This window comes from Curtobacterium sp. MR_MD2014 (assembly GCF_000772085.1).
GTDB lineage: Bacteria > Actinomycetota > Actinomycetes > Actinomycetales > Microbacteriaceae > Curtobacterium.
Genome location: NZ_CP009755.1, coordinates 2303835 through 2321026, shown reverse-complemented (window position 1 = coordinate 2321026; position 17192 = coordinate 2303835). Strand labels below are relative to the sequence as shown.

The following is a 17192-nucleotide window of genomic DNA, read 5'->3' as shown; positions in this document are numbered from 1 at the left end:
CCCGGCCGGTCAGCCTCCACCCACCGGACCCTGCGCGACCCCGCAGCCGATCGCCCCGACCACCGTGAGAAGATCGCGACATGCCCGAAGCCGCACCCGGACTGCGTGAGCGCAAGCGCCGCGCCACCCGTCTCGCGATCCAGCAGGCCGCCCTGCGGATCGCACTCGACTCCGGCTGGCCCGCCGTCACCGTCGACGAGATCGCCCGACGAGCGGACGTGTCCCCGCGGACGTTCTTCAACTACTTCCCGAGCAAGGAACAGGCGCTCCTCGGGGACGACCCGACGCTGCCGACGGGACCGGCGCTCGACACCTTCCGCGCCGGGGGACCGAGCGGCGAGCTCCTGTCCGACCTCGGCACCCTGCTCGTGCACGCGACGGGCGAGCTGGTGGAGGAACGCGGGCTGCTCGCGGAACGGCAGCAGGTGCTCCGCGCCGCTCCGGAGCTGTTCACGCGGCGGATGGCCTCGATGAAGGAGTTCCAGGCCGAGATCGAGGAGGCCGTGGCGGGGCGGCTCGCGGACACGGAGCCGGACCTGGCGTCGGACCCGGACGCGCTGCGGCGCCGCGCCCGGCTGGCGTCGGTGGTGGCGCTGGCAGCGCTCCGACACGCCTGGTGGGAGTGGTCCGACGGGGCCACCGAGACGCAGCTGACCGAGGAGCTCCAGCGGTCGTTCGACGAGCTCGGCGCGCTCGTTTCGCGTTCGCTCGTCTGAACCTGTATAGTCATTGCTCGTGCCGCTCCGGGAACGGAGCGTCCGCCGCCTTAGCTCAGTCGGCAGAGCGATTCACTCGTAATGAATAGGTCGTCGGTTCGATTCCGACAGGCGGCTCGACACCGGAACCCCCGGTCGGACAGTGTCCGACCGGGGGTTCCGTCGTTGCCGAGCGGTCCGGCTAGGGCAGGTAGTAGGCCGGCTTCGGCAGCTTGATGCTCCGGTCCGACGATCCGCCGAGCAGGTCGCTGTACTGGTCGCCGAGGTTCGCGACCACGTCGTACCCGCCGCCGGCGGGGGACTCGATGTGCGCCCGGGTCTGCGCCTTGTACTCGACGGTCGTGCACTTCGCGGCGGCGCAGGTCACGTACGACGGCTGCTGGGAGCTGCCGGTGCCGGTCCACTTCGTGTAGTAGGTCCGGTTCCCGTCGGTGGTCGCGGCGAACTGCGGGTAGCCGACGGCGTGCAGGTTCGCGATGGTGGCGTCCTGCTGCGCCTCGTTCCGACCGGTCACGCCGATGACGGTGCAGCCCGCCTGCTGCGCGGCGGCGACGAGCGTCGGCATGCCCGGCGTCGCGGGGAAGCGCTGGTCCTGCACCCACTCGTCCTGCAGTGCGGGGTCGAACACGAAGTGCATCGCGGCGACCTCCATGTCGTAGGTCCACAGCGTCGTGTCGTCGGCGTCCAGGACGATCGCCGGGTTGCGGTGCTGCTGCCGGGCGACGGCGCACTGCCGGGCGATCGCGGGGGCCTGCCGTGCCACGAGCCGGGCCGTCTCGCGGACGTAGGGGGAGTCGGTGCGGTTCGCGAGTCCGGTGCCGGGGTCGCCGTAGTAGGTGGCGATGGTCTTCTTGACGGAGTCGATGTTCGGGATGCCCTCGCCGCCCTGCGTGGCGCCGGAGGAGCCGTCGGCGGCCATCGTGAAGTGGGTCCTCGGGGCGAGGCGGGGTTCGCGGACGCCGGGCAGGTCCGCCGAGGGCAGGGAGTACGTGGGGTTCGGCAGCTTCAGCGTCCGGTCGGCGTACCCGCCCTGCAGGTCGCTCCACTGGTCACCGACGTTCAGTGCGATGTCGTAGCCGAGGTCCTGCTCGATGTGCTTCCGGGTTAGTGCCTTGTACTCGACGGTGGTGCACTTCGCGGCTGCGCAGGTGATCCAGGACGGCTGCTGGGACGCGCCGGTCCCCGTCCACTTCGTGAAGAAGTGGTCCTCGGAGAAGGCCGTGTAGCCGACCTTCGCCAGGTTCTGCACGGTCGCCGTCTTCTGGTCGTCGGTGCGGCCGGTCAGGCCGAACACGGTGAAGCCCATCGCCTGCGCGCGGTTCACGAAGCCGACCATGGACGGGGTCGCGGGGAAGCGCTGGTCCTGCACCCACTCGTCCTGGCGCGCGGGGTCGAAGACGAAGTGCATGTCCGCGACCTCCATGTCGTAGGTCCACAGCGTGGTGTCGTCGGCGTCGAGGACGATCGCCGGGCGCTGCCCGTGCCGGACGGCGCGGTCGTGGATGCGGCGGAGCTGGCGCGTCTCGCGGTCGACGATCGACCGCACCTCGCGGACGTAGGGGGAGTCGGTTCGGTTCGCGAGTCCGGTGCCGGGGTCGCCGTAGTAGGTGGCGATGGTCTTCTTGACGGAGTCGATGTTCGGGATGCCCTCGCCGCCCTCGGTGGCGCCGGAGGAGCCGTCCGCGGCCATCGTGAAGTGCGTCCTCGGGGCGAGCGAGGAGTCGGGGCCGTGAGCGGGCGGCGTCCAGCCGTGCGCGTCGGCCGGCGCCGCGGTGAGGACGGTGGACACGACGAGGAGTGCCGCGCTCGTGGCGACGGCGGTGCGGAGGGATCGGCGCATGGAGACCTGGTGACCTTCGAGTCGGGGACCGCCCCCGATCGGGGGACAGCAGCACGCTAGTTGTCGGTCAGCCGAGTGGTCCATGTGGGTCCGTACAGGTGCCCGCCGCGTCGTCGCCCGGCGACCGGCTGGTAGACAGGTGGCATGACGGTTCGCTGGGGAGTCATCGGTACGGGCGGCATCGCCCACTCGTTCGTGGCGGACTGCACCGCCGCGGGGATCGACTTCGTCGCGGTGGGGAGCCGCACGCGTGAGTCCGCCGAGGCCTTCGCCGCCGAGCACGGCATCGCCCGCGCGCACGGCTCCTACGCGGACCTGGTCGCCGACCCGGACGTCGACGCCGTCTACGTCGCCACACCGCACTCGCGTCACGCCGAGGACGCCCTGCTCGCGATAGCCGCAGGCAAGCACGTCCTGGTCGAGAAGGCGTTCACCATCACCGCGGCCGAGGCGCGTCGGGTGGTCGACGCCGCCCGCCGCGCCGACGTCGCCGTGACCGAGGCGATGTGGACCCGCTTCCTGCCGCAGATGCGGATGATCCGCGAGCTCGTGGCCGAGGGGCGCATCGGACGCCCGCGCCTGGTCGAGGCCACCCACCACCAGGCCCTGCCCAGCGATCCCCGCCACCGGCTGAACGACCCGGCGCTCGGCGGCGGCGCGATCCTCGACCTCGGCGTGTACCCGATCTCGTTCGCGGTGGACGTGCTCGGCGTGCCGACCGCGGTCACCGCCGCGGGCACGCTGAGCGACCAGGGCGTCGACACCCAGATGGGCCTGGTGCTCACCCACGAGGGCGGTGCCCAGTCGATGATCCACTTCAGCCTGGACCTGCGGAGCCCGAACACCGCGTCGATCATCGGCGAGGACGGGCGCATCGACCTCGACGACACCTGGTACACGCCCACCACGTGGCGGCTCCGTGACCGCGACGGCACGGTCCTCGAGGAGTTCGACTCGCGCGAGGAGCTCGCCGGCTACGCCCACGAGGCGCGTGCGTTCGAGGCGATGGTCACCTCCGGGACGCACGAGGGTGGCCCGATGGACCCCGAGGAGACGATCGCGATCACGGCCGTCATGGACGAGGCCCGTCGGCAGGTGGGCGTCCGCTACGCGGCCGACGACGACGGATCTGACGCACCCGTCGGCCGACTGACGTGCGCCGGCGGGTGCGCCGGCGACCGATCCGGTCTGGAGGCTCCTCCCGCGGTTCCGTAGGATCGGTCGCGATGTCCGACCAGCAGCCCACGTCGAAGTCCGTCCCGGCACGCCTCCGCGGCGCCGTCGGGTCCCTGCGCCGCTCCGCGGCTCGCCGACCGGTCCCGTGGATCGCCGGTGGTCTCGTCGGTGTCCTCCTGCTGGGCTCGGGCGCCTCGGTCGCCGTGGCTGCCGCGACGATGCCGTCCCGCCCGTCCGCGGCGACGCGGTCGGCCGCCGCGACGCCCGCGCCGTCGGACACGCCCCGGAGCTCCGCGACACCGAGTGCGACGCCGACGGACGAGTCCCGCTCGGTGCCGGACGACGCCGCCGGCCCGTCGGCCCTGCGGACCTGCACGATCGACGCCGCGGCCTCGGCAGCCGGCCTCGGGTCCTTCGAGGGCTTCGTCATGGACGCGGAGTCCGGGGAGACGCTGTTCTCACGGAACGGGGAGGAGGCGGCACAGACCGGCAGCGTGATGAAGACGCTGACGAGCGCCACGGCCCTCGCGGTCCTCGGCGGCGACCACCGCATCCCGACCACGGTGACGAAGGAGGCCGACGGCACCGTCGCGCTCGTCGGTCACGGCGATGCGACGCTCTCGGCCGGCAACGGCACGGTGTACCCGGGCGCGCCGACCCTCGCGCAGCTCGCACAGCAGGTGAAGGCGGCCCTCGGTGACGCCCCGGTGACGACGATCGTCGCCGACGACAGCTACTGGGACGACGCCGACGCGTGGGACCCGACCTGGCCGGAGAGCGAGCGCACCATCGGGTACCAGCCCCGGGTCACCGCGCTCATGGTCGACGGCGACCGGGCGAACCCGGCCGCTGCGACCTCGCCCCGCTCCACCGACCCGGTCGGTCGCGCCGGAGCAGCCTTCCGCACGGCACTGGCGAACGCGGGCGTCGCAGGAGCCGGGAACGCGCAGGTGGTGCAGCGCGCGACCACGAGCACGGACCAGATCGCCTCGGTCTCCTCGCAGCCGGTGTCGACGTTGATCGGGCAGATGATCCCGAACTCCGACAACACCCTGGCCGAGATGCTGGCGCGCGTCTCGTCGAAGGAGTCCGGTGCAGGCGGGTCGGCGGCGTCGCTGACCGGCGTCTACCAGGAGGCACTCGCCGGCTACGGCGTCGATCCCGCGGGCATCACGATCAAGGACGGCTCGGGGGAGAGCGCGGCGAACGCGGTGTCGCCGTCCTTCGTCGCCCACCTCATGGTCGCGGTCGCCGCGGGCGAGAAGGGCCTCGGCGTGCTGTCCGGGGCGCTGCCGGTCGCCGGGGTGTCCGGCACCCTGTCGAGCCGGTTCACGGGGGAGAACGCGGTGGCGCGCGGCAAGGTGCACGCGAAGACCGGGTGGATCGACAGCGCGAACACGCTCGGCGGGTACATCGACGCGGCGGACGGCCGACGTCTCACCTTCGCGTTCTACGCGATCGGGTCCCCGCGTGCCGCGGCACTGCCGGCGCTCGACGCCGTCACCGCGGCGACGTACCGGTGCGGTGGGAGCCTGACCTCGTCCTGACGTCCACGAAGCCGCAGGGTGCCGGGTGCAGGATGGATGCATGGCCAGGGCACTGCTCGTCGTCGACGTCCAGAACGACTTCACGGAGGGCGGCGCGCTCGGTGTGACCGGGGGCGCGGCCGTCGCGGAGCGCATCAGCGCGTTCCTCCGTCGGCACGCGGACGAGTACGACCTCATCGTCGGCTCCCGTGACTGGCACCACGGCGACGACGACAACGGCGGACACTTCGCCGGACCCGAGGGGCCGGACTTCGTGGACACGTGGCCGGTGCACTGCGTCGGCGGCACGCCCGGTGCGGCGTACCACCCGGACCTCGACACGAGCGTCATCGACGTCGACGTGTTCAAGGGGCGGGGCCGGCCGGACTACTCGGCGTTCCAGGCGAGCACGGACGACGGCACCGCGCTGCCGGACCTCCTCGCCGACCGTCGGGTGACGACGGTGGACATCGTCGGCATCGCCACCGACCACTGCGTGCGCGCCACGGCGCTCGACGCGCGGGCCGCCGGGTACGACGTCGCCGTCTACGACGACCTCGTGGCCGGGGTGGACCCGGACCGCAGCGCACGGGCCCTGGACGAGATCAGCGCGGTCGGCGGGCACGTCGACCACAGCGACATGGACGAGGGGCTCGCGAACCCCGGAGGAGCAGTACTGTGACCGCACCCACCACCACGGCCAGCGGACCCACCCCGGCCGGCCCGACCACCACCGTCTCGGACGACCACGTCACCGTCGCCGACGTCCCCACCGGACTCTTCATCGGCGGCTCTTGGCGCGCCGCGAGCGGCGGCGCGACCTTCCCCGTCCGCGACCCCAGCACGGGCGAGGTCCTCGCCGAGGTCGCCGACGCGACGCCCGAGGACGGCATCGCCGCCCTCGACGCCGCCGTGGCCGCGCAGGAGGCCTGGGCCTCGACCGCGCCGCGGCGACGGTCGGACATCCTGCGCCGGGCGTTCGACCTGGCCCACGAGCACGAGGACGACCTCGCCGCCCTGATGACGCTCGAGATGGGCAAGCCCCTCGCCGAGTCCCGGGGCGAGGTCGCCTACGGCAGCGAGTTCCTCCGGTGGTTCTCGGAGGAGGCCGTCCGCATCTCGGGTGACTACCGCACCAACCCGGAGGGCACCGGACGCGGCATCGTGCTCCGACGCCCCGTCGGTCCCGTCTACGCGATCACGCCGTGGAACTTCCCCCTCGCGATGGCGACGCGCAAGATCGGCCCGGCACTCGCGGCCGGCTGCACGGTCGTGCTGAAGCCGGCGGACCTCACGCCGCTCACGACGCTCTTCCTGGTCGAGTTGTTCCGCCGCGCCGGGCTGCCCGACGGTGTGCTCAACGTGGTGCCCTCGCGCGATGCGAAGGCGCTGTCGGAGCCGATCATCGCCGACCGCCGACTGCGCAAGCTCACCTTCACCGGTTCGACGCCGGTCGGATCGGCACTCCTCAAGCAGGCCGCCGACAACGTCCTCAAGACGAGCATGGAGCTCGGCGGCAACGCTCCGCTCCTCGTCTTCGACGACGCCGACCTCGACGAGGCGGTCACGGCGGCCATGCAGGCGAAGTTCCGCAACGTCGGCGAGGCCTGCACGGCGGCGAACCGCTTCTTCGTGCAGGAGGGCATCGCCGAGGCCTTCACCGCGGCGCTCACCGCGAAGGTCGACGGACTGCGGATCGGCCGGGGCACCGAGGACGGGACCACCATCGGTCCGCTGATCGACGACCGCGCCGTGGACAAGGCCGCCGGGCTCGTCGACGACGCCGTGCAGCGGGGTGCCCGGCTCGTGACCGGCGGGGAGCGGGTCGACCGTCCGGGCACGTTCTACGCACCGACGGTGCTCGACGAGGTCCCGCCGGGGTCGGACATCCTCACCACCGAGATCTTCGGGCCGGTCGTGTCGATCACGCGGTTCGCCACCGAGGAGGAGGGCATCCGCCTCGCGAACGACACCGAGTACGGGCTCGTCGCGTACGCGTTCACGACCGACCTCCGGCGCGGTCAGCGGCTCGCCGAGCGTCTCGAGACGGGCATGCTCGGGCTGAACACGGGCGTCGTGTCGAACGCGGCGTTCCCGTTCGGCGGGGTCAAGTCCTCGGGGCTCGGCCGCGAGGGTTCGCACGAGGGCCTCGAGGAGTACCTGGAGTCGGTCTACGTCCTCACGCCGGACCCCTTCGCCGCCTGACCCCCCTCCGCACGACGCAACGTCGGCGGTTCCTCGCAGCGGTACAGCCCTGCGAGGAACCGCCGACGTTGCGTTCCGCGGGATCGACGTCAGACGAGCAGCTGGTGCTTCGCGAGGTCGCGGTAGAGCGGGGTGGACTGCACGAGCTCCGAGTGCGTGCCCGTGCCGACGACACGACCGTGCTCGAGCACGACGATGACGTCGGAGTCGACGACGGTCGACAGCCGGTGGGCGATGACGAGCAGCGTCCGGTCGGCCGCGACGGCGTCGATCGCGAGCCGCATCTTCTGCTCGTTCACCCCGTCGAGCGAGGACGTCGACTCGTCGAGCAGCAGGATCGGGGGAGCGGCGAGCAGCGCTCGGGCGATCGCGAGCCGTTGCCGCTCACCGCCGGACAGCATGACGCCGTCCTCACCGACCTGGGCGTCGAGCCCGCGGGGGTCGCGGTGCAGCACGTCGCCGAGGTTGACGGCCTCGAGCACCCGGACGCACTCGGCCTCGGACGCGTCGGGGGAGCCGAGCAGCAGGTTCGCCCGGATGGTGCCGGCGAGCACGGGGGCGTCCTGCTCGACGTACCCGATCTGCGCGCGGAGCTCGGCGCGGTCGAGCCCGCGGACGTCGACGCCGCCGAGCCGGATCACGCCCGAGGTCGGGTCGTAGAAGCGCTCGATGAGCGCGAGCGTCGTGGACTTGCCGGCCCCGGAGGGGCCGACCAGCGCCACCCGCGCGCCGCGGGGCACGCGGAACGACACGTCGTCCAGCACCACGTCCTCGGCGGAGGGTGCGGCGTCGACGGCACCCGAGCCTCCCGACCGGTCCGTCGCGCTGCCCGCGCCCGTCGCGCCGTCCGCGCCCGTCGCGCCGTCCGCGCCCGACGCTCCGTCCGCGCCCGTCGCATCCGCAGCCCGCGCGTACCGGAACGTCACGTGCTCGAACGCGATCGCGTCGTCGGTCTCCGTCGCCGCGGCGACCCGGACGGCACCGTCGTCCTGGTCCTCCGTCGGCAGGTGCAGGATCTCCTCGATGCGGCCGAGGGCGCCGAGTGCCTGCGCGACCGCGACGGCTGCGCCGAGGGCCTGCCCGAGCGGCATGACCATCATGAAGAGCAGCAGGATGAAGGTGATCAGCGTGGCGATGGTGATCTGCCCCGCGGCGACCTGTGCACCCCCGACCCCGAGCACGGCGATGAACGCGACCTGCATCACGATGCTCGCGACCGGCACCACGAACGCCGACATCTTCGCGATGTCCAGGCCGCGGCGGTAGGCCTCGGTGGCGTGTCCGTCGACCTCGGCGACCTCGCGGCCGGTGGCCCCGGCGGCACGGATCGTGCGGACGGCACCGATGCCCCGCTCGACCGCCGCGGTCAGGTCGCCGACCTTCTCCTGGGCACGCTTCGACGCGACGCGGATGCGTCGGCTGAGCCCGCCGACGACGACGATCGCGACGAGGACGATGACGACGGTGATGCCGAGGAGCAGGGGGTCGATGACCGCCATGGCGATGATCGCGCCGACGAACGTCAGGGCGCCACCGATCGACTCGATGAGTCCCTGCGTGAGCACGGCGCGCAGGAGCGTCGTGTCGCTGCCGACGCGGGACACGAGGTCGCCGGTGCGGCGGGTGTCGAACTCCGAGATCGGCAGGTTGAGGATCCGCGCGATGAGCTTGCGGCGGGTGGAGAGCACCACGCCCTCACCGGCGCGCTGGAGCAGGAAGTGCTGCACGCCGTTCAGCACGCCCGAGACGAGCACGAGGGCGACGAGCGCCCAGACCAGGATCGAGAGCGTCTCGCCGTGCTGCACGGCGGTGACGACCTGGTTGACGAGCAACGGCTGCGCGAGCGAGGCGCCGGCTCCGAGGACGCTCAGCACGATGATCAGGGCCATCGCGGGCTTGTTCTCGAACAGGTAGGTCAGCAGGCGGCCGAAGCTCGCCCGTGGGCCCTCGGACGGCTTGCGGCGTGCGGAGAAGAGGCTCATCGTTCCTGGTTCCTGCCGCCCGTGCGGGGTGTGCTGGCGGCCGTCGTCCATCTTCGCACCGTCCCGTGGGAGCGTGGTGCGCGGCGTCGTGTTGGTCGTCTCGCCGTTGAACGACATCCCCGCTGTCGGACGACGTCGGGGGTGTCGTCCCACAGCGGCAGCACGCGCAGGCGACATCGCGCGCGCGACCCTGGACGCGACGGACGGGAGGCGCGGTGCCGGACCGGCACCGCGCCTCCCGTCCGTCGGGTGGTCGCGTCAGGACGCGCCGGTCATGCCCGCACGTCTGCCGGAGCAGCGTCCGGCGAGCCGGCTGCGTCGGCCTCGTCGAGCCCCGCACCCTTCGTCTCACGGACGAAGAAGAGCGCGACCACGGTCACCACGGCGGCGAGCGTCAGGTAGAGCCCGACCCAGACGATCGTGCCGTCCGGCTGCCACAGCGCCAGGGCGATCGTCGGTGCGAGCGACGCCCCGAGGATCGACGCCACGTTGTAGGCGATCGCCGACCCGGTGTAGCGGACGTTCGTCGGGAAGAGCTCCGGCAGCAGGGCCCCCATCGGACCGAACGTCAGGCCCATGAGCGAGAGCCCCACGACCAGGAACGTGACGACGGTGATCGGCCCGGTCGACGCGGCGAACCAGAACTGGAACGTCAGGCCGAACAGGGCGATGCCGATCGTGGTGGGGATGAGCGTGCGTCGGCGGCCGTACCTGTCGGCGAGCCACCCGGCGATCGGGGTGAAGACGCCGAAGAACACGACGCCGATCATGAGCAGCGTGAGGAACTCGCCCCGGCTGTACCCGAGGCCGACCTTCGGCACCAGCGGGCCGGCCTCGGCGGCGGTGGTGCCGTAGGACAGCGTGAACGTCGTCATGAAGTAGAAGAGCACGTAGGTCGCGACCATGCCGAAGGTGCCCACGATCAGGGCCTTCCACGAGGTGCGGAACACCCGTCCGAGCGGCACCTTGGCGACCGAGCCGGACTCCTGCACGCCGCGGAACACCGTGGACTCGACGAGCTTGAACCGGACGTAGAGGCCGACGATCACGAGAACGGCCGAGAGCAGGAACGGGATGCGCCAGCCCCACGCCTGGAAGTCGGCGTTCGGGGTGCCGTCCGCACCGGCGGGCATCGCGGCGTTGATGGCGATGAACAGGCCGTTCGCGAGCAGGAAGCCGATCGGGGCGCCGAGCTGCGGCATCGACCCGAACACGCCGCGCTTGCCCTTCGGCGCGTTCTCGGTCGCGAGCAGCGCCGCGCCGGACCACTCGCCGCCGAGCCCGACGCCCTGGGCGAAGCGCATCACGGCGAGCAGGACCGGTGCCCAGATGCCGATCGACGCGAAGGTCGGCAGGCAGCCGATCAGGAACGTCGCCGTCCCCATCACGAGCAACGACGCGACGAGGGTGGCCTTGCGACCGACACGGTCGCCGAAGTGGCCGAAGACGATCGACCCCACCGGGCGGGCGAAGAACGCCAGGGCGAACGTGACGAAGGACGACAGCTGCGAGGCCGTCGGGTCCTCGTTGGGGAAGAACAGCGTGGGGAAGACGAGGACGGCGGCGGTCGCGTAGACGTAGAAGTCGTAGAACTCGATGGAGGTTCCGACGAGGCTGGCGATGATCACGCGGGAGCGCGGGTTGCCGGTGGCCTTCGTGTCGGTCGTGGCGGCGGGTGCCGGGGCGGCGGTCATGTACGGGGACTCCGAGGGGAGCACTCACGAGGAGCGCGGCGGTGTACCGAGGCTGCGGACACCGGTCGGTCGCGCGGGGTGGCGCGGACTCGGACCGGGTGCGTTCGGTGGGTGGTGGACCGCTCGTGACGGAACCCTCACCTTACGACACCCGTCGCGCAGCTGGAAATCGGCCGGGAGGCCCGAGGCAGCGTCCGCGCGCCGCGGAGCGTCCGTCAGCCGGCCACCGCCGTCAGCCGGCCACCGCCGTCAGCCGGCCACCGCCGTCAGCCGGCCATCCCCGTCAGCTGGTCGCGCCGGTCTCCAGGTGCGCGGGCAGCTGGTGGCCCATGCGGTCGCGCTTGGTGTCGAGGTACCCGGCGTTCTGCGCGACGACGCCGACCACGAGCGGGACCAGCGACGACACCGCGATGCCGTGCTCCTCGAGCTGCCGACGCTTCTCGGGGTTGTTCGAGAGCAGTCGGACGCGGGCGATGCCGAGGTCGGTGAGGATGCCCGCCGCGCCGCCGTACTCGCGGGAGTCGGCCGGCAGTCCGAGCGCGAGGTTCGCGTCGAGCGTGTCGAGACCGTCCTCCTGCAGGCGGTAGGCCTTGAGCTTGTTGATCAGCCCGATGCCGCGTCCCTCCTGCCCGCGCAGGTAGATCACGACCCCGCCCTCGGTGGCGATGGTGTCGAGCGCGGCGTCGAGCTGCGGCCCGCACTCGCACTTCAGCGACCCGAACGCCTCGCCGGTCAGGCACTCCGAGTGCACGCGGACCAGGGCGTCGTCCCCGGGGGCCGATCCGTCGGGCAGCGCGGCGATGATCGCGACGTGCTCGGCGCTCGTGACGAGGTCGCGGTAGGCCCGCATCTCGAACGTGCCGTGGGTGGTCGGGACGGTGGTCGCGACCTCGAACTGCACCGGGCTGCCCGGGGTGGGGGAGGTGAGGGCGTCGGTCATGGGGTGCTCCGGTCGTTCTGTGCCTGGTCGGCGGTCCTGGTCGTCGCGGCCGTCGACGTCGCGTCGTCGGCACGGGCGGTCCGGGCGCGGTGGGGTCGAGCGCGGACCAGGAGGTCGGGTCCCAGGCTGGTGGTCGATGTGATGTCCAACGGGTGGCGGTCGCCGATGCTTCCCACGCCGACGTCACCGATCGCGACGCGCGGGCCACCGAGCAGCACGGGCGCGAGGTACACGAGCAGCTCGTCGACGAGGCCCGCGGCGACGAGCGCCGAGGCCACGGTGGGACCGCCCTCGACGAGGACGCTGTGCACGCCGTGGTCACGCAGGGTGCGCAGCGCGGCGGCGAGGTCGTGCCCCGGCAGGGCGAGCAGGCCGCGTGGGTGGCGTCGGACGGCCGCGTCGTCGGGTACCGGGCGGTCGCCGACGACGACGGGGAGCGGCTGGTCGGCGAGCAGTTCGCCGGCGTCGCCGCGTGCGGTGAGGCTCGGGTCGTCGGCGAGCACGGTGCCGGTGCCGACCAGGATCGCGTCGTGGGCGGCACGCTGCTCGTGCACGTGCTGTCGGGCTGCCGCGCCGGTGATCCACTTGCTCGTGCCGTCGGCGGCGGCCGCGCGACCGTCGAGGCTCGACGCCCACTTCACGGTCACCCACGGGCGCCCGGTGCGGACGGACAGCAGCCAGCGCTCGAGGAACGCCTCGGCCTCGTCGGCGAGGACGCCGCTGACGACCTCGACGCCGGACGTCCGCAGCCGCTCGGCCCCGCCGCTCGCCTGCTCACCCGGGTCGTCGACGGCGTAGACGACGCGGCCGACGCCGGCCTCGATCAGGGCGAGCGCGCAGGGGCCGGTGCGACCGACGTGGTTGCACGGCTCGAGCGTCACGACGGCGGTGGCGCCCCGCAGCTGTTCAGCGGGCACCTTCGCCATCGCGTCGACCTCGGCGTGCGGGGTCCCCGCGCCCTTGTGCCAGCCCTCGGCGAGGACGTCCCCGGCGGGGGAGAGCAGCACGGCACCGACGCGGGCGTGGTCACCGACGACCGGTCCGAGCGCGGCGAGCTCGAGGGCGCGGCGCATCGCCCGGAGTTCCTCGGGGCGGGCGCGCGGGTCGGACGGCGACATCACGCTCCGACACTACCGACGAGGCGTCGATGACGCGTCACCTTGCTGTCCCCTGTCAGCGAACGACGCCGCGGGCCAGGGCAGGTCGGACGCAGGGACGCCGTCGGCGCGACGGAGGCCGGTCCACGCGGTCGTCGGCCCGCCGTCCCGGTCGGGGATCCGGGCGGTCCCGGTGCCCGTGAACGCGAAGCCGCCGGCGCGGGCCACCGAGGCGGAGCCGACGTTGCCCTCGTAGCACTCCCAGTACACGTCGGGCGCCCCCTGGGAGAACGCCCACGCGACGACGAGCTCCACCGCCGCGTGCATCAGCCCCTCGCCACGGGCCGTCGGTGCGAGCCAGAAGCCGAGGTCGCGGTGCTCGGTGCGGAACGACACCACACCCTCGAGCCACGTCGACCCCGGGCGCCGGATGCCCCAGGTGTACTCGCGGTCGGACGCCCACCCCGGACCGACCAGCGCGTCGACGAAGGTCTGCGCGTCGCGGTCCGTGTACGGCGTCGGGACGGTCGTCCACCGCACGACCGACGGGTCCTGGCAGCCCCGCGTGATGGCCGCGGTGTCGTACCGGGTCGGCACCGTGAGGTGCACCCGGTCCGACGACAGCGTCACGGGGAGCATCGTCAGCCGCGCGAGCGGGGCACGAAGCCGATGCGGTCGTACACGCGGGCGAGCGTGGCCTGCGCGATGGACTCGGCACGCTCGGCGCCGACGGCGAGCAGCCGGTCGAGCTCCGCAGGGTCGTCGAGCAGTTCGAGCGTCCGGGCGCGCACGGGCTCGAGCTCGGCGACGACGGCGTCGGCCACGGCACCCTTGAGGTCGCCGTAGCCCTTGCCGACGAACTGTTCCTCGAGCGACGCGACCGGGGTCCGCGTGAACGCCGACAGGATCGCGAGCAGGTTGGTCACGCCGGGCTTCTCCTGGCGGTCGGCCCGGATCTCGCGCTCGGTGTCGGTGACGGCGGAGCGGATCTTCTTCGCGGTGCGCTTCGGGTCGTCGAGCAGGCGGATGAGGCCGTTGTCCGACGCGGCGGACTTGCTCATCTTGCTCGTCGGGTCCTGCAGGTCGTAGATGCGTGCGGTCTCGGTGCCGATCTGCGCCTTCGGGACGACGAAGGTGTCGCCGAAGCGGGAGTTGAACCGGGTCGCCAGGTCCCGCGTCAGCTCGACGTGCTGTCGCTGGTCGTCGCCGACCGGCACCACGGCGGTGTCGTAGAGCAGGATGTCCGCCGCCATGAGGACCGGGTACGTGAAGAGCCCGACCGAGGCCGCCTCGGCGCCCTGCCGTGCCGACTTGTCCTTGAACTGGGTCATGCGGCTCGCCTCGCCGAACCCCGTCAGGGTGTTCAGCACCCAGGCGAGTTCGGCGTGCGCCGGCACGTGCGACTGCACGAACAGGGTCGACTTCGTCGGGTCGATGCCGGAGGCGATGTACTGCGCCGCGGTCGCCCGGGTGCTCGCGCGGAGCTCCGCGGGGTCCTGCGGGGACGTGATCGCGTGCATGTCGACCACGCAGTAGATGGCGTCGTGGTCGTCCTGCAGGTCGCGCCACTGCATGAGCGCCCCGACGTAGTTGCCGAGGTGGAGGGATCCGGCCGACGGCTGGATGCCCGAGAAGATGCGCGTCTTGGTCATGAGGGTGTTCCTGTACTGCGTGGAGGGGAGGGGGTCAGAGCTCGTAGTCGACGACCACGGGGGCGTGGTCGGACCATCGCTGGTCGTACGCCGCAGCGCGGTCGACCGTGCAGCTCGTGACCTTCGCGGCGAGGTCGGGGGTGGCCACCTGGTAGTCGATGCGCCATCCGGAGTCGTTGTCGAACGCCTGCCCGCGCCACGACCACCACGTGTAGGGACCGTCGACGTCGCCGGCCTGCTCACGGCCGACGTCGACCCAGCCGAGACCCGGCGCGGTGGACCCGTCGGCGCCCTCGACCTGCTCGCCCTCGGCGCCGAAGAACCGCGAGAAGTAGGCGCGCTCCCGCGGCAGGAAACCGGCGCGCTTGACGTTGCCCTTCCAGTTCTTGATGTCGCGCTGGTCGTGCCCGACGTTGAGGTCGCCGACGACGACCGCGAGCGGGTTGTGCTCGCGCAGCGCGGGGAGCCGCTCGGTCATCCCGTCGAGGAACTTCCACTTCTCGTCCTGCTTGGGGGTGTCGACCTCGCCCGAGTGGACGTAGCAGGACACCACCGTGACCGTGGTGCCGTCGAGCTCGTAGTCGGCCTCGATCCAGCGCCCGGCGGAGTCGAAGTCGGACGGGCCGAGCTCCACACGGTGGACGTGCGCGCGGTGCCGCGAGGCGATCGCCACCCCCGCGCGGCCCTTCGCCGTCGCGGGGTCGTGCACGATGTCCCACTCGTCGCCGAGCAGCCCCGCCAGGTCGTCGGTCGAGGCGCGGACCTCCTGCAGGGCGAGCACGTCGACGTCGCGGGTGGCGAGCCAGTCGCCCATGCCCTTCCGGAACGCGGCGCGGACGCCGTTCACGTTGACGGATGCGAGGCGCAGGCGTGTCATGCCGACCACCCTACCGACGCGCGCCGACGGCTCCGGCCCAGCCCGTCGCCGTGGGTCGCGACAGACGGACGGGAGGCACGGTGCCAGCTGGCACCGTGCCTCCCGTCCGTCGTGTGGTCGCGTGCGCGACCGACCTGCTCAGGCCGCGTCGTGGTCCGTCTGCAGGAACTCGACCAGGCTGTCGGCCGTCGTCTCGGCGTCGTCGCCGGTCACCGTGAGGGTGACCTCGTCGCCGTTCTCGATGCCCAGGCCGAGGAGCGCGAGGATGCTGCCCGCGTTGCCGGACTTGTCGCCCTTGGCGATCGTCACCTGGTGACCGGACGCGGTGACGGTCTGGACGAAGAGGGACGCGGGGCGGGCGTGCAGGCCGGACGCGCTGGCGACGGTGACGGTGCGGGTGGCTTCGGACATCGATGGACTCCTGTCGACGGGTGGTGCGCTCATGCTAGCGAGCGCGTGGTGGGCGGTCCCGGGGACCGGCGCCGGTCAGTCGCGACCGGGCCAGAGGACCTCGGTGCCGGCGGCCTCGACCTCGCGCACGAGGTCGGCGTTCACGCCGGGGTCGGTGATGATCGTGTCGATCGCGGCGAGCGGCGCGACGCGGCCGAACTCCTCGCGGCCGAACTTGGTGTGGTCCGCGAGCAGGATGCTCCTGCGGGCGGACTTGATCATCGCGCTCTTCACGGCGGCCTCGGCCATGTTGTGGGTCGTCAGCCCGCGCTCGGGCGTGATGCCGTTGATGCTGATGAAGGCGACGTCGACGCTGACCATGCCGATGAGCTGGTGCGTCCAGGTGCCGACGCCGGCGAGCGAGTCGCTCCGGATGTTGCCGCCGAGCAGGTGCAGGTCGATGCCGGACCGGTTCGCGACGGCCATGGCGACCGGCAGCGAGTGGGTCACGACGGTGAGCCCGCGGTCGGTGGGGAGCATCTCGGCCAGGCAGATCGTCGAGGTCCCGGCGTCGATCATCACCGAGCCGTTCTCCGGCAGCTCGGCGAGGGCCGCCTCGGCGATGACCATCTTCTCGGCCTGGTTGATGCCGCCGCGGTCGCCGACGCCCGGGTGCAGGGTGATCCGCTCGACGGGGATCGCGCCACCGTGTGCACGACGGACGAGCCCACGCCGCTCCAGGCTGGTGAGGTCACGACGGATGGTCTCGGGCGTGACCTCGAGCAGCTCGGCGAGGTCCTTCACGTCGACCCGTCCCTGCGACCTCGCGCGTTCGACGATGCGCTGGTGGCGCTCTGGTGCGTACATGGACCTCGTCGTCTCGGTCGATCGGCCTGCTCGGAACAGAACGGGCATGCTCGGGCAGATCGGCGCCGGATCCGTCCGGATCGCTTCGTCCGCCAGACGCAAACGGGCATCTGTTTCTGCATTTTTATCCCCGGATGTGTTTGTTTGTCAACGCGGATCGGGGTAGTGTGCTGCCAAGCCGCACGGGCGTGGTCCGTTCGTGTCGCTGCGCACCGAACGAACCACCCCCA

General features: G+C 72.2%; 14 protein-coding genes, 1 tRNA gene and 1 pseudogene. 6 read left to right on the top strand and 10 right to left on the bottom strand.

The features are described 5' to 3' along the window. Positions 1 to 80: 80 nt before the first annotated feature. Both NI26_RS10655 and NI26_RS10650 read left to right on the top strand, forming a co-directional pair. A complete protein-coding gene (locus tag NI26_RS10655) occupies positions 81 to 716 on the top strand; it encodes a TetR/AcrR family transcriptional regulator (RefSeq protein WP_066655137.1) in 636 nt (211 codons plus the stop codon). A 44-nt stretch (positions 717 to 760) separates the two neighbouring features. Beyond that, positions 761 to 833: transfer RNA gene (locus NI26_RS10650), tRNA-Thr, on the top strand. A 64-nt stretch (positions 834 to 897) separates the two neighbouring features. Here NI26_RS10650 and NI26_RS10645 read toward each other — a convergent pair. Next, entirely contained in the window at positions 898 to 2556 is a 1659-nt protein-coding gene (locus NI26_RS10645; RefSeq protein WP_066655135.1) for an HAD family acid phosphatase, read from the bottom strand. 144 nt (positions 2557 to 2700) lie between these two features. Between NI26_RS10645 and NI26_RS10640 the strand changes: the two genes are divergently transcribed. From NI26_RS10640 to NI26_RS10625, 4 genes are all read left to right on the top strand, one after another. After that, positions 2701 to 3771, top strand: a complete 1071-nt coding sequence (locus NI26_RS10640) for a Gfo/Idh/MocA family protein (protein WP_081984952.1) — start codon at positions 2701 to 2703, stop codon at positions 3769 to 3771. Positions 3772 to 3782: 11 nt separating this feature from the next. Continuing rightward, a complete protein-coding gene (gene dacB, locus NI26_RS10635) occupies positions 3783 to 5279 on the top strand; it encodes a D-alanyl-D-alanine carboxypeptidase/D-alanyl-D-alanine endopeptidase (RefSeq protein WP_066655133.1) in 1497 nt (498 codons plus the stop codon). Positions 5280 to 5319: 40 nt separating this feature from the next. Further along, on the top strand, positions 5320 to 5940 hold the full coding sequence (locus NI26_RS10630; RefSeq protein WP_066655131.1) for an isochorismatase family protein: 621 nt from the start codon (positions 5320 to 5322) through the stop codon (positions 5938 to 5940). Between the two features lie 101 nt (positions 5941 to 6041). Next, complete coding sequence (locus tag NI26_RS10625) at positions 6042 to 7463, top strand: NAD-dependent succinate-semialdehyde dehydrogenase (protein ID WP_066658430.1); 1422 nt, start codon at positions 6042 to 6044, stop codon at positions 7461 to 7463. 89 nt (positions 7464 to 7552) lie between these two features. Here the strand turns inward: NI26_RS10625 and NI26_RS10620 are convergent, their stop codons facing one another. The 9 genes and pseudogenes from NI26_RS10620 to NI26_RS10580 form a co-directional block, all read right to left on the bottom strand. Further along, the gene (locus tag NI26_RS10620; protein ID WP_066658427.1) at positions 7553 to 9445 is read right to left on the bottom strand and encodes an ABC transporter ATP-binding protein; all 1893 of its coding nucleotides are present in this window, start codon (positions 9443 to 9445) and stop codon (positions 7553 to 7555) included. 272 nt (positions 9446 to 9717) lie between these two features. Further along, positions 9718 to 11139, bottom strand: coding sequence for an MFS transporter (locus NI26_RS10615; protein ID WP_066655129.1), 1422 nt, complete (start codon positions 11137 to 11139; stop codon positions 9718 to 9720). A 283-nt stretch (positions 11140 to 11422) separates the two neighbouring features. Then, positions 11423 to 12046: pseudogene (gene ribA / locus NI26_RS10610) on the bottom strand (GTP cyclohydrolase II); the annotation flags it as partial. A gap of 29 nt (positions 12047 to 12075) precedes the next feature. Continuing rightward, positions 12076 to 13197 carry a bifunctional diaminohydroxyphosphoribosylaminopyrimidine deaminase/5-amino-6-(5-phosphoribosylamino)uracil reductase RibD gene (gene ribD, locus NI26_RS10605; protein WP_081984948.1) on the bottom strand — a complete coding sequence of 374 codons (1122 nt, stop codon included), beginning with the start codon at positions 13195 to 13197 and terminating at the stop codon, positions 12076 to 12078. 12 nt (positions 13198 to 13209) lie between these two features. Next, on the bottom strand, positions 13210 to 13806 hold the full coding sequence (locus NI26_RS10600) for a GNAT family N-acetyltransferase (protein WP_158407759.1): 597 nt from the start codon (positions 13804 to 13806) through the stop codon (positions 13210 to 13212). 11 nt (positions 13807 to 13817) lie between these two features. Then, on the bottom strand, positions 13818 to 14828 hold the full coding sequence (trpS, locus tag NI26_RS10595) for a tryptophan--tRNA ligase (protein WP_066655123.1): 1011 nt from the start codon (positions 14826 to 14828) through the stop codon (positions 13818 to 13820). 34 nt (positions 14829 to 14862) lie between these two features. Further along, complete coding sequence (locus tag NI26_RS10590; protein WP_066658424.1) at positions 14863 to 15705, bottom strand: exodeoxyribonuclease III; 843 nt, start codon at positions 15703 to 15705, stop codon at positions 14863 to 14865. Between the two features lie 138 nt (positions 15706 to 15843). Further along, positions 15844 to 16116, bottom strand: coding sequence for an HPr family phosphocarrier protein (locus NI26_RS10585; RefSeq protein WP_066655121.1), 273 nt, complete (start codon positions 16114 to 16116; stop codon positions 15844 to 15846). Between the two features lie 75 nt (positions 16117 to 16191). Next, positions 16192 to 16962, bottom strand: a complete 771-nt coding sequence (locus NI26_RS10580) for a DeoR/GlpR family DNA-binding transcription regulator (protein WP_058728882.1) — start codon at positions 16960 to 16962, stop codon at positions 16192 to 16194. Positions 16963 to 17192: the final 230 nt, after the last annotated feature.

Bases quoted from the DNA above. Each gene is read 5' to 3' on its own strand.
- ribD (WP_081984948.1), bottom strand. From the start codon at position 13,197: ATGTCGCCGTCCGACCCGCGCGCCCGCCCCGAGGAACTCCGGGCGATG.
- NI26_RS10580 (WP_058728882.1), bottom strand. From the start codon at position 16,962: ATGTACGCACCAGAGCGCCACCAGCGCATCGTCGAACGCGCGAGGTCG.
- NI26_RS10640 (WP_081984952.1), top strand. From the start codon at position 2,701: ATGACGGTTCGCTGGGGAGTCATCGGTACGGGCGGCATCGCCCACTCG.
- NI26_RS10615 (WP_066655129.1), bottom strand. From the start codon at position 11,139: ATGACCGCCGCCCCGGCACCCGCCGCCACGACCGACACGAAGGCCACC.
- NI26_RS10585 (WP_066655121.1), bottom strand. From the start codon at position 16,116: ATGTCCGAAGCCACCCGCACCGTCACCGTCGCCAGCGCGTCCGGCCTG.
- dacB (WP_066655133.1), top strand. From the start codon at position 3,783: ATGTCCGACCAGCAGCCCACGTCGAAGTCCGTCCCGGCACGCCTCCGC.
- trpS (WP_066655123.1), bottom strand. From the start codon at position 14,828: ATGACCAAGACGCGCATCTTCTCGGGCATCCAGCCGTCGGCCGGATCC.
- NI26_RS10590 (WP_066658424.1), bottom strand. From the start codon at position 15,705: ATGACACGCCTGCGCCTCGCATCCGTCAACGTGAACGGCGTCCGCGCC.
- NI26_RS10620 (WP_066658427.1), bottom strand. From the start codon at position 9,445: ATGAGCCTCTTCTCCGCACGCCGCAAGCCGTCCGAGGGCCCACGGGCG.
- NI26_RS10645 (WP_066655135.1), bottom strand. From the start codon at position 2,556: ATGCGCCGATCCCTCCGCACCGCCGTCGCCACGAGCGCGGCACTCCTC.
- NI26_RS10655 (WP_066655137.1), top strand. From the start codon at position 81: ATGCCCGAAGCCGCACCCGGACTGCGTGAGCGCAAGCGCCGCGCCACC.
- NI26_RS10630 (WP_066655131.1), top strand. From the start codon at position 5,320: ATGGCCAGGGCACTGCTCGTCGTCGACGTCCAGAACGACTTCACGGAG.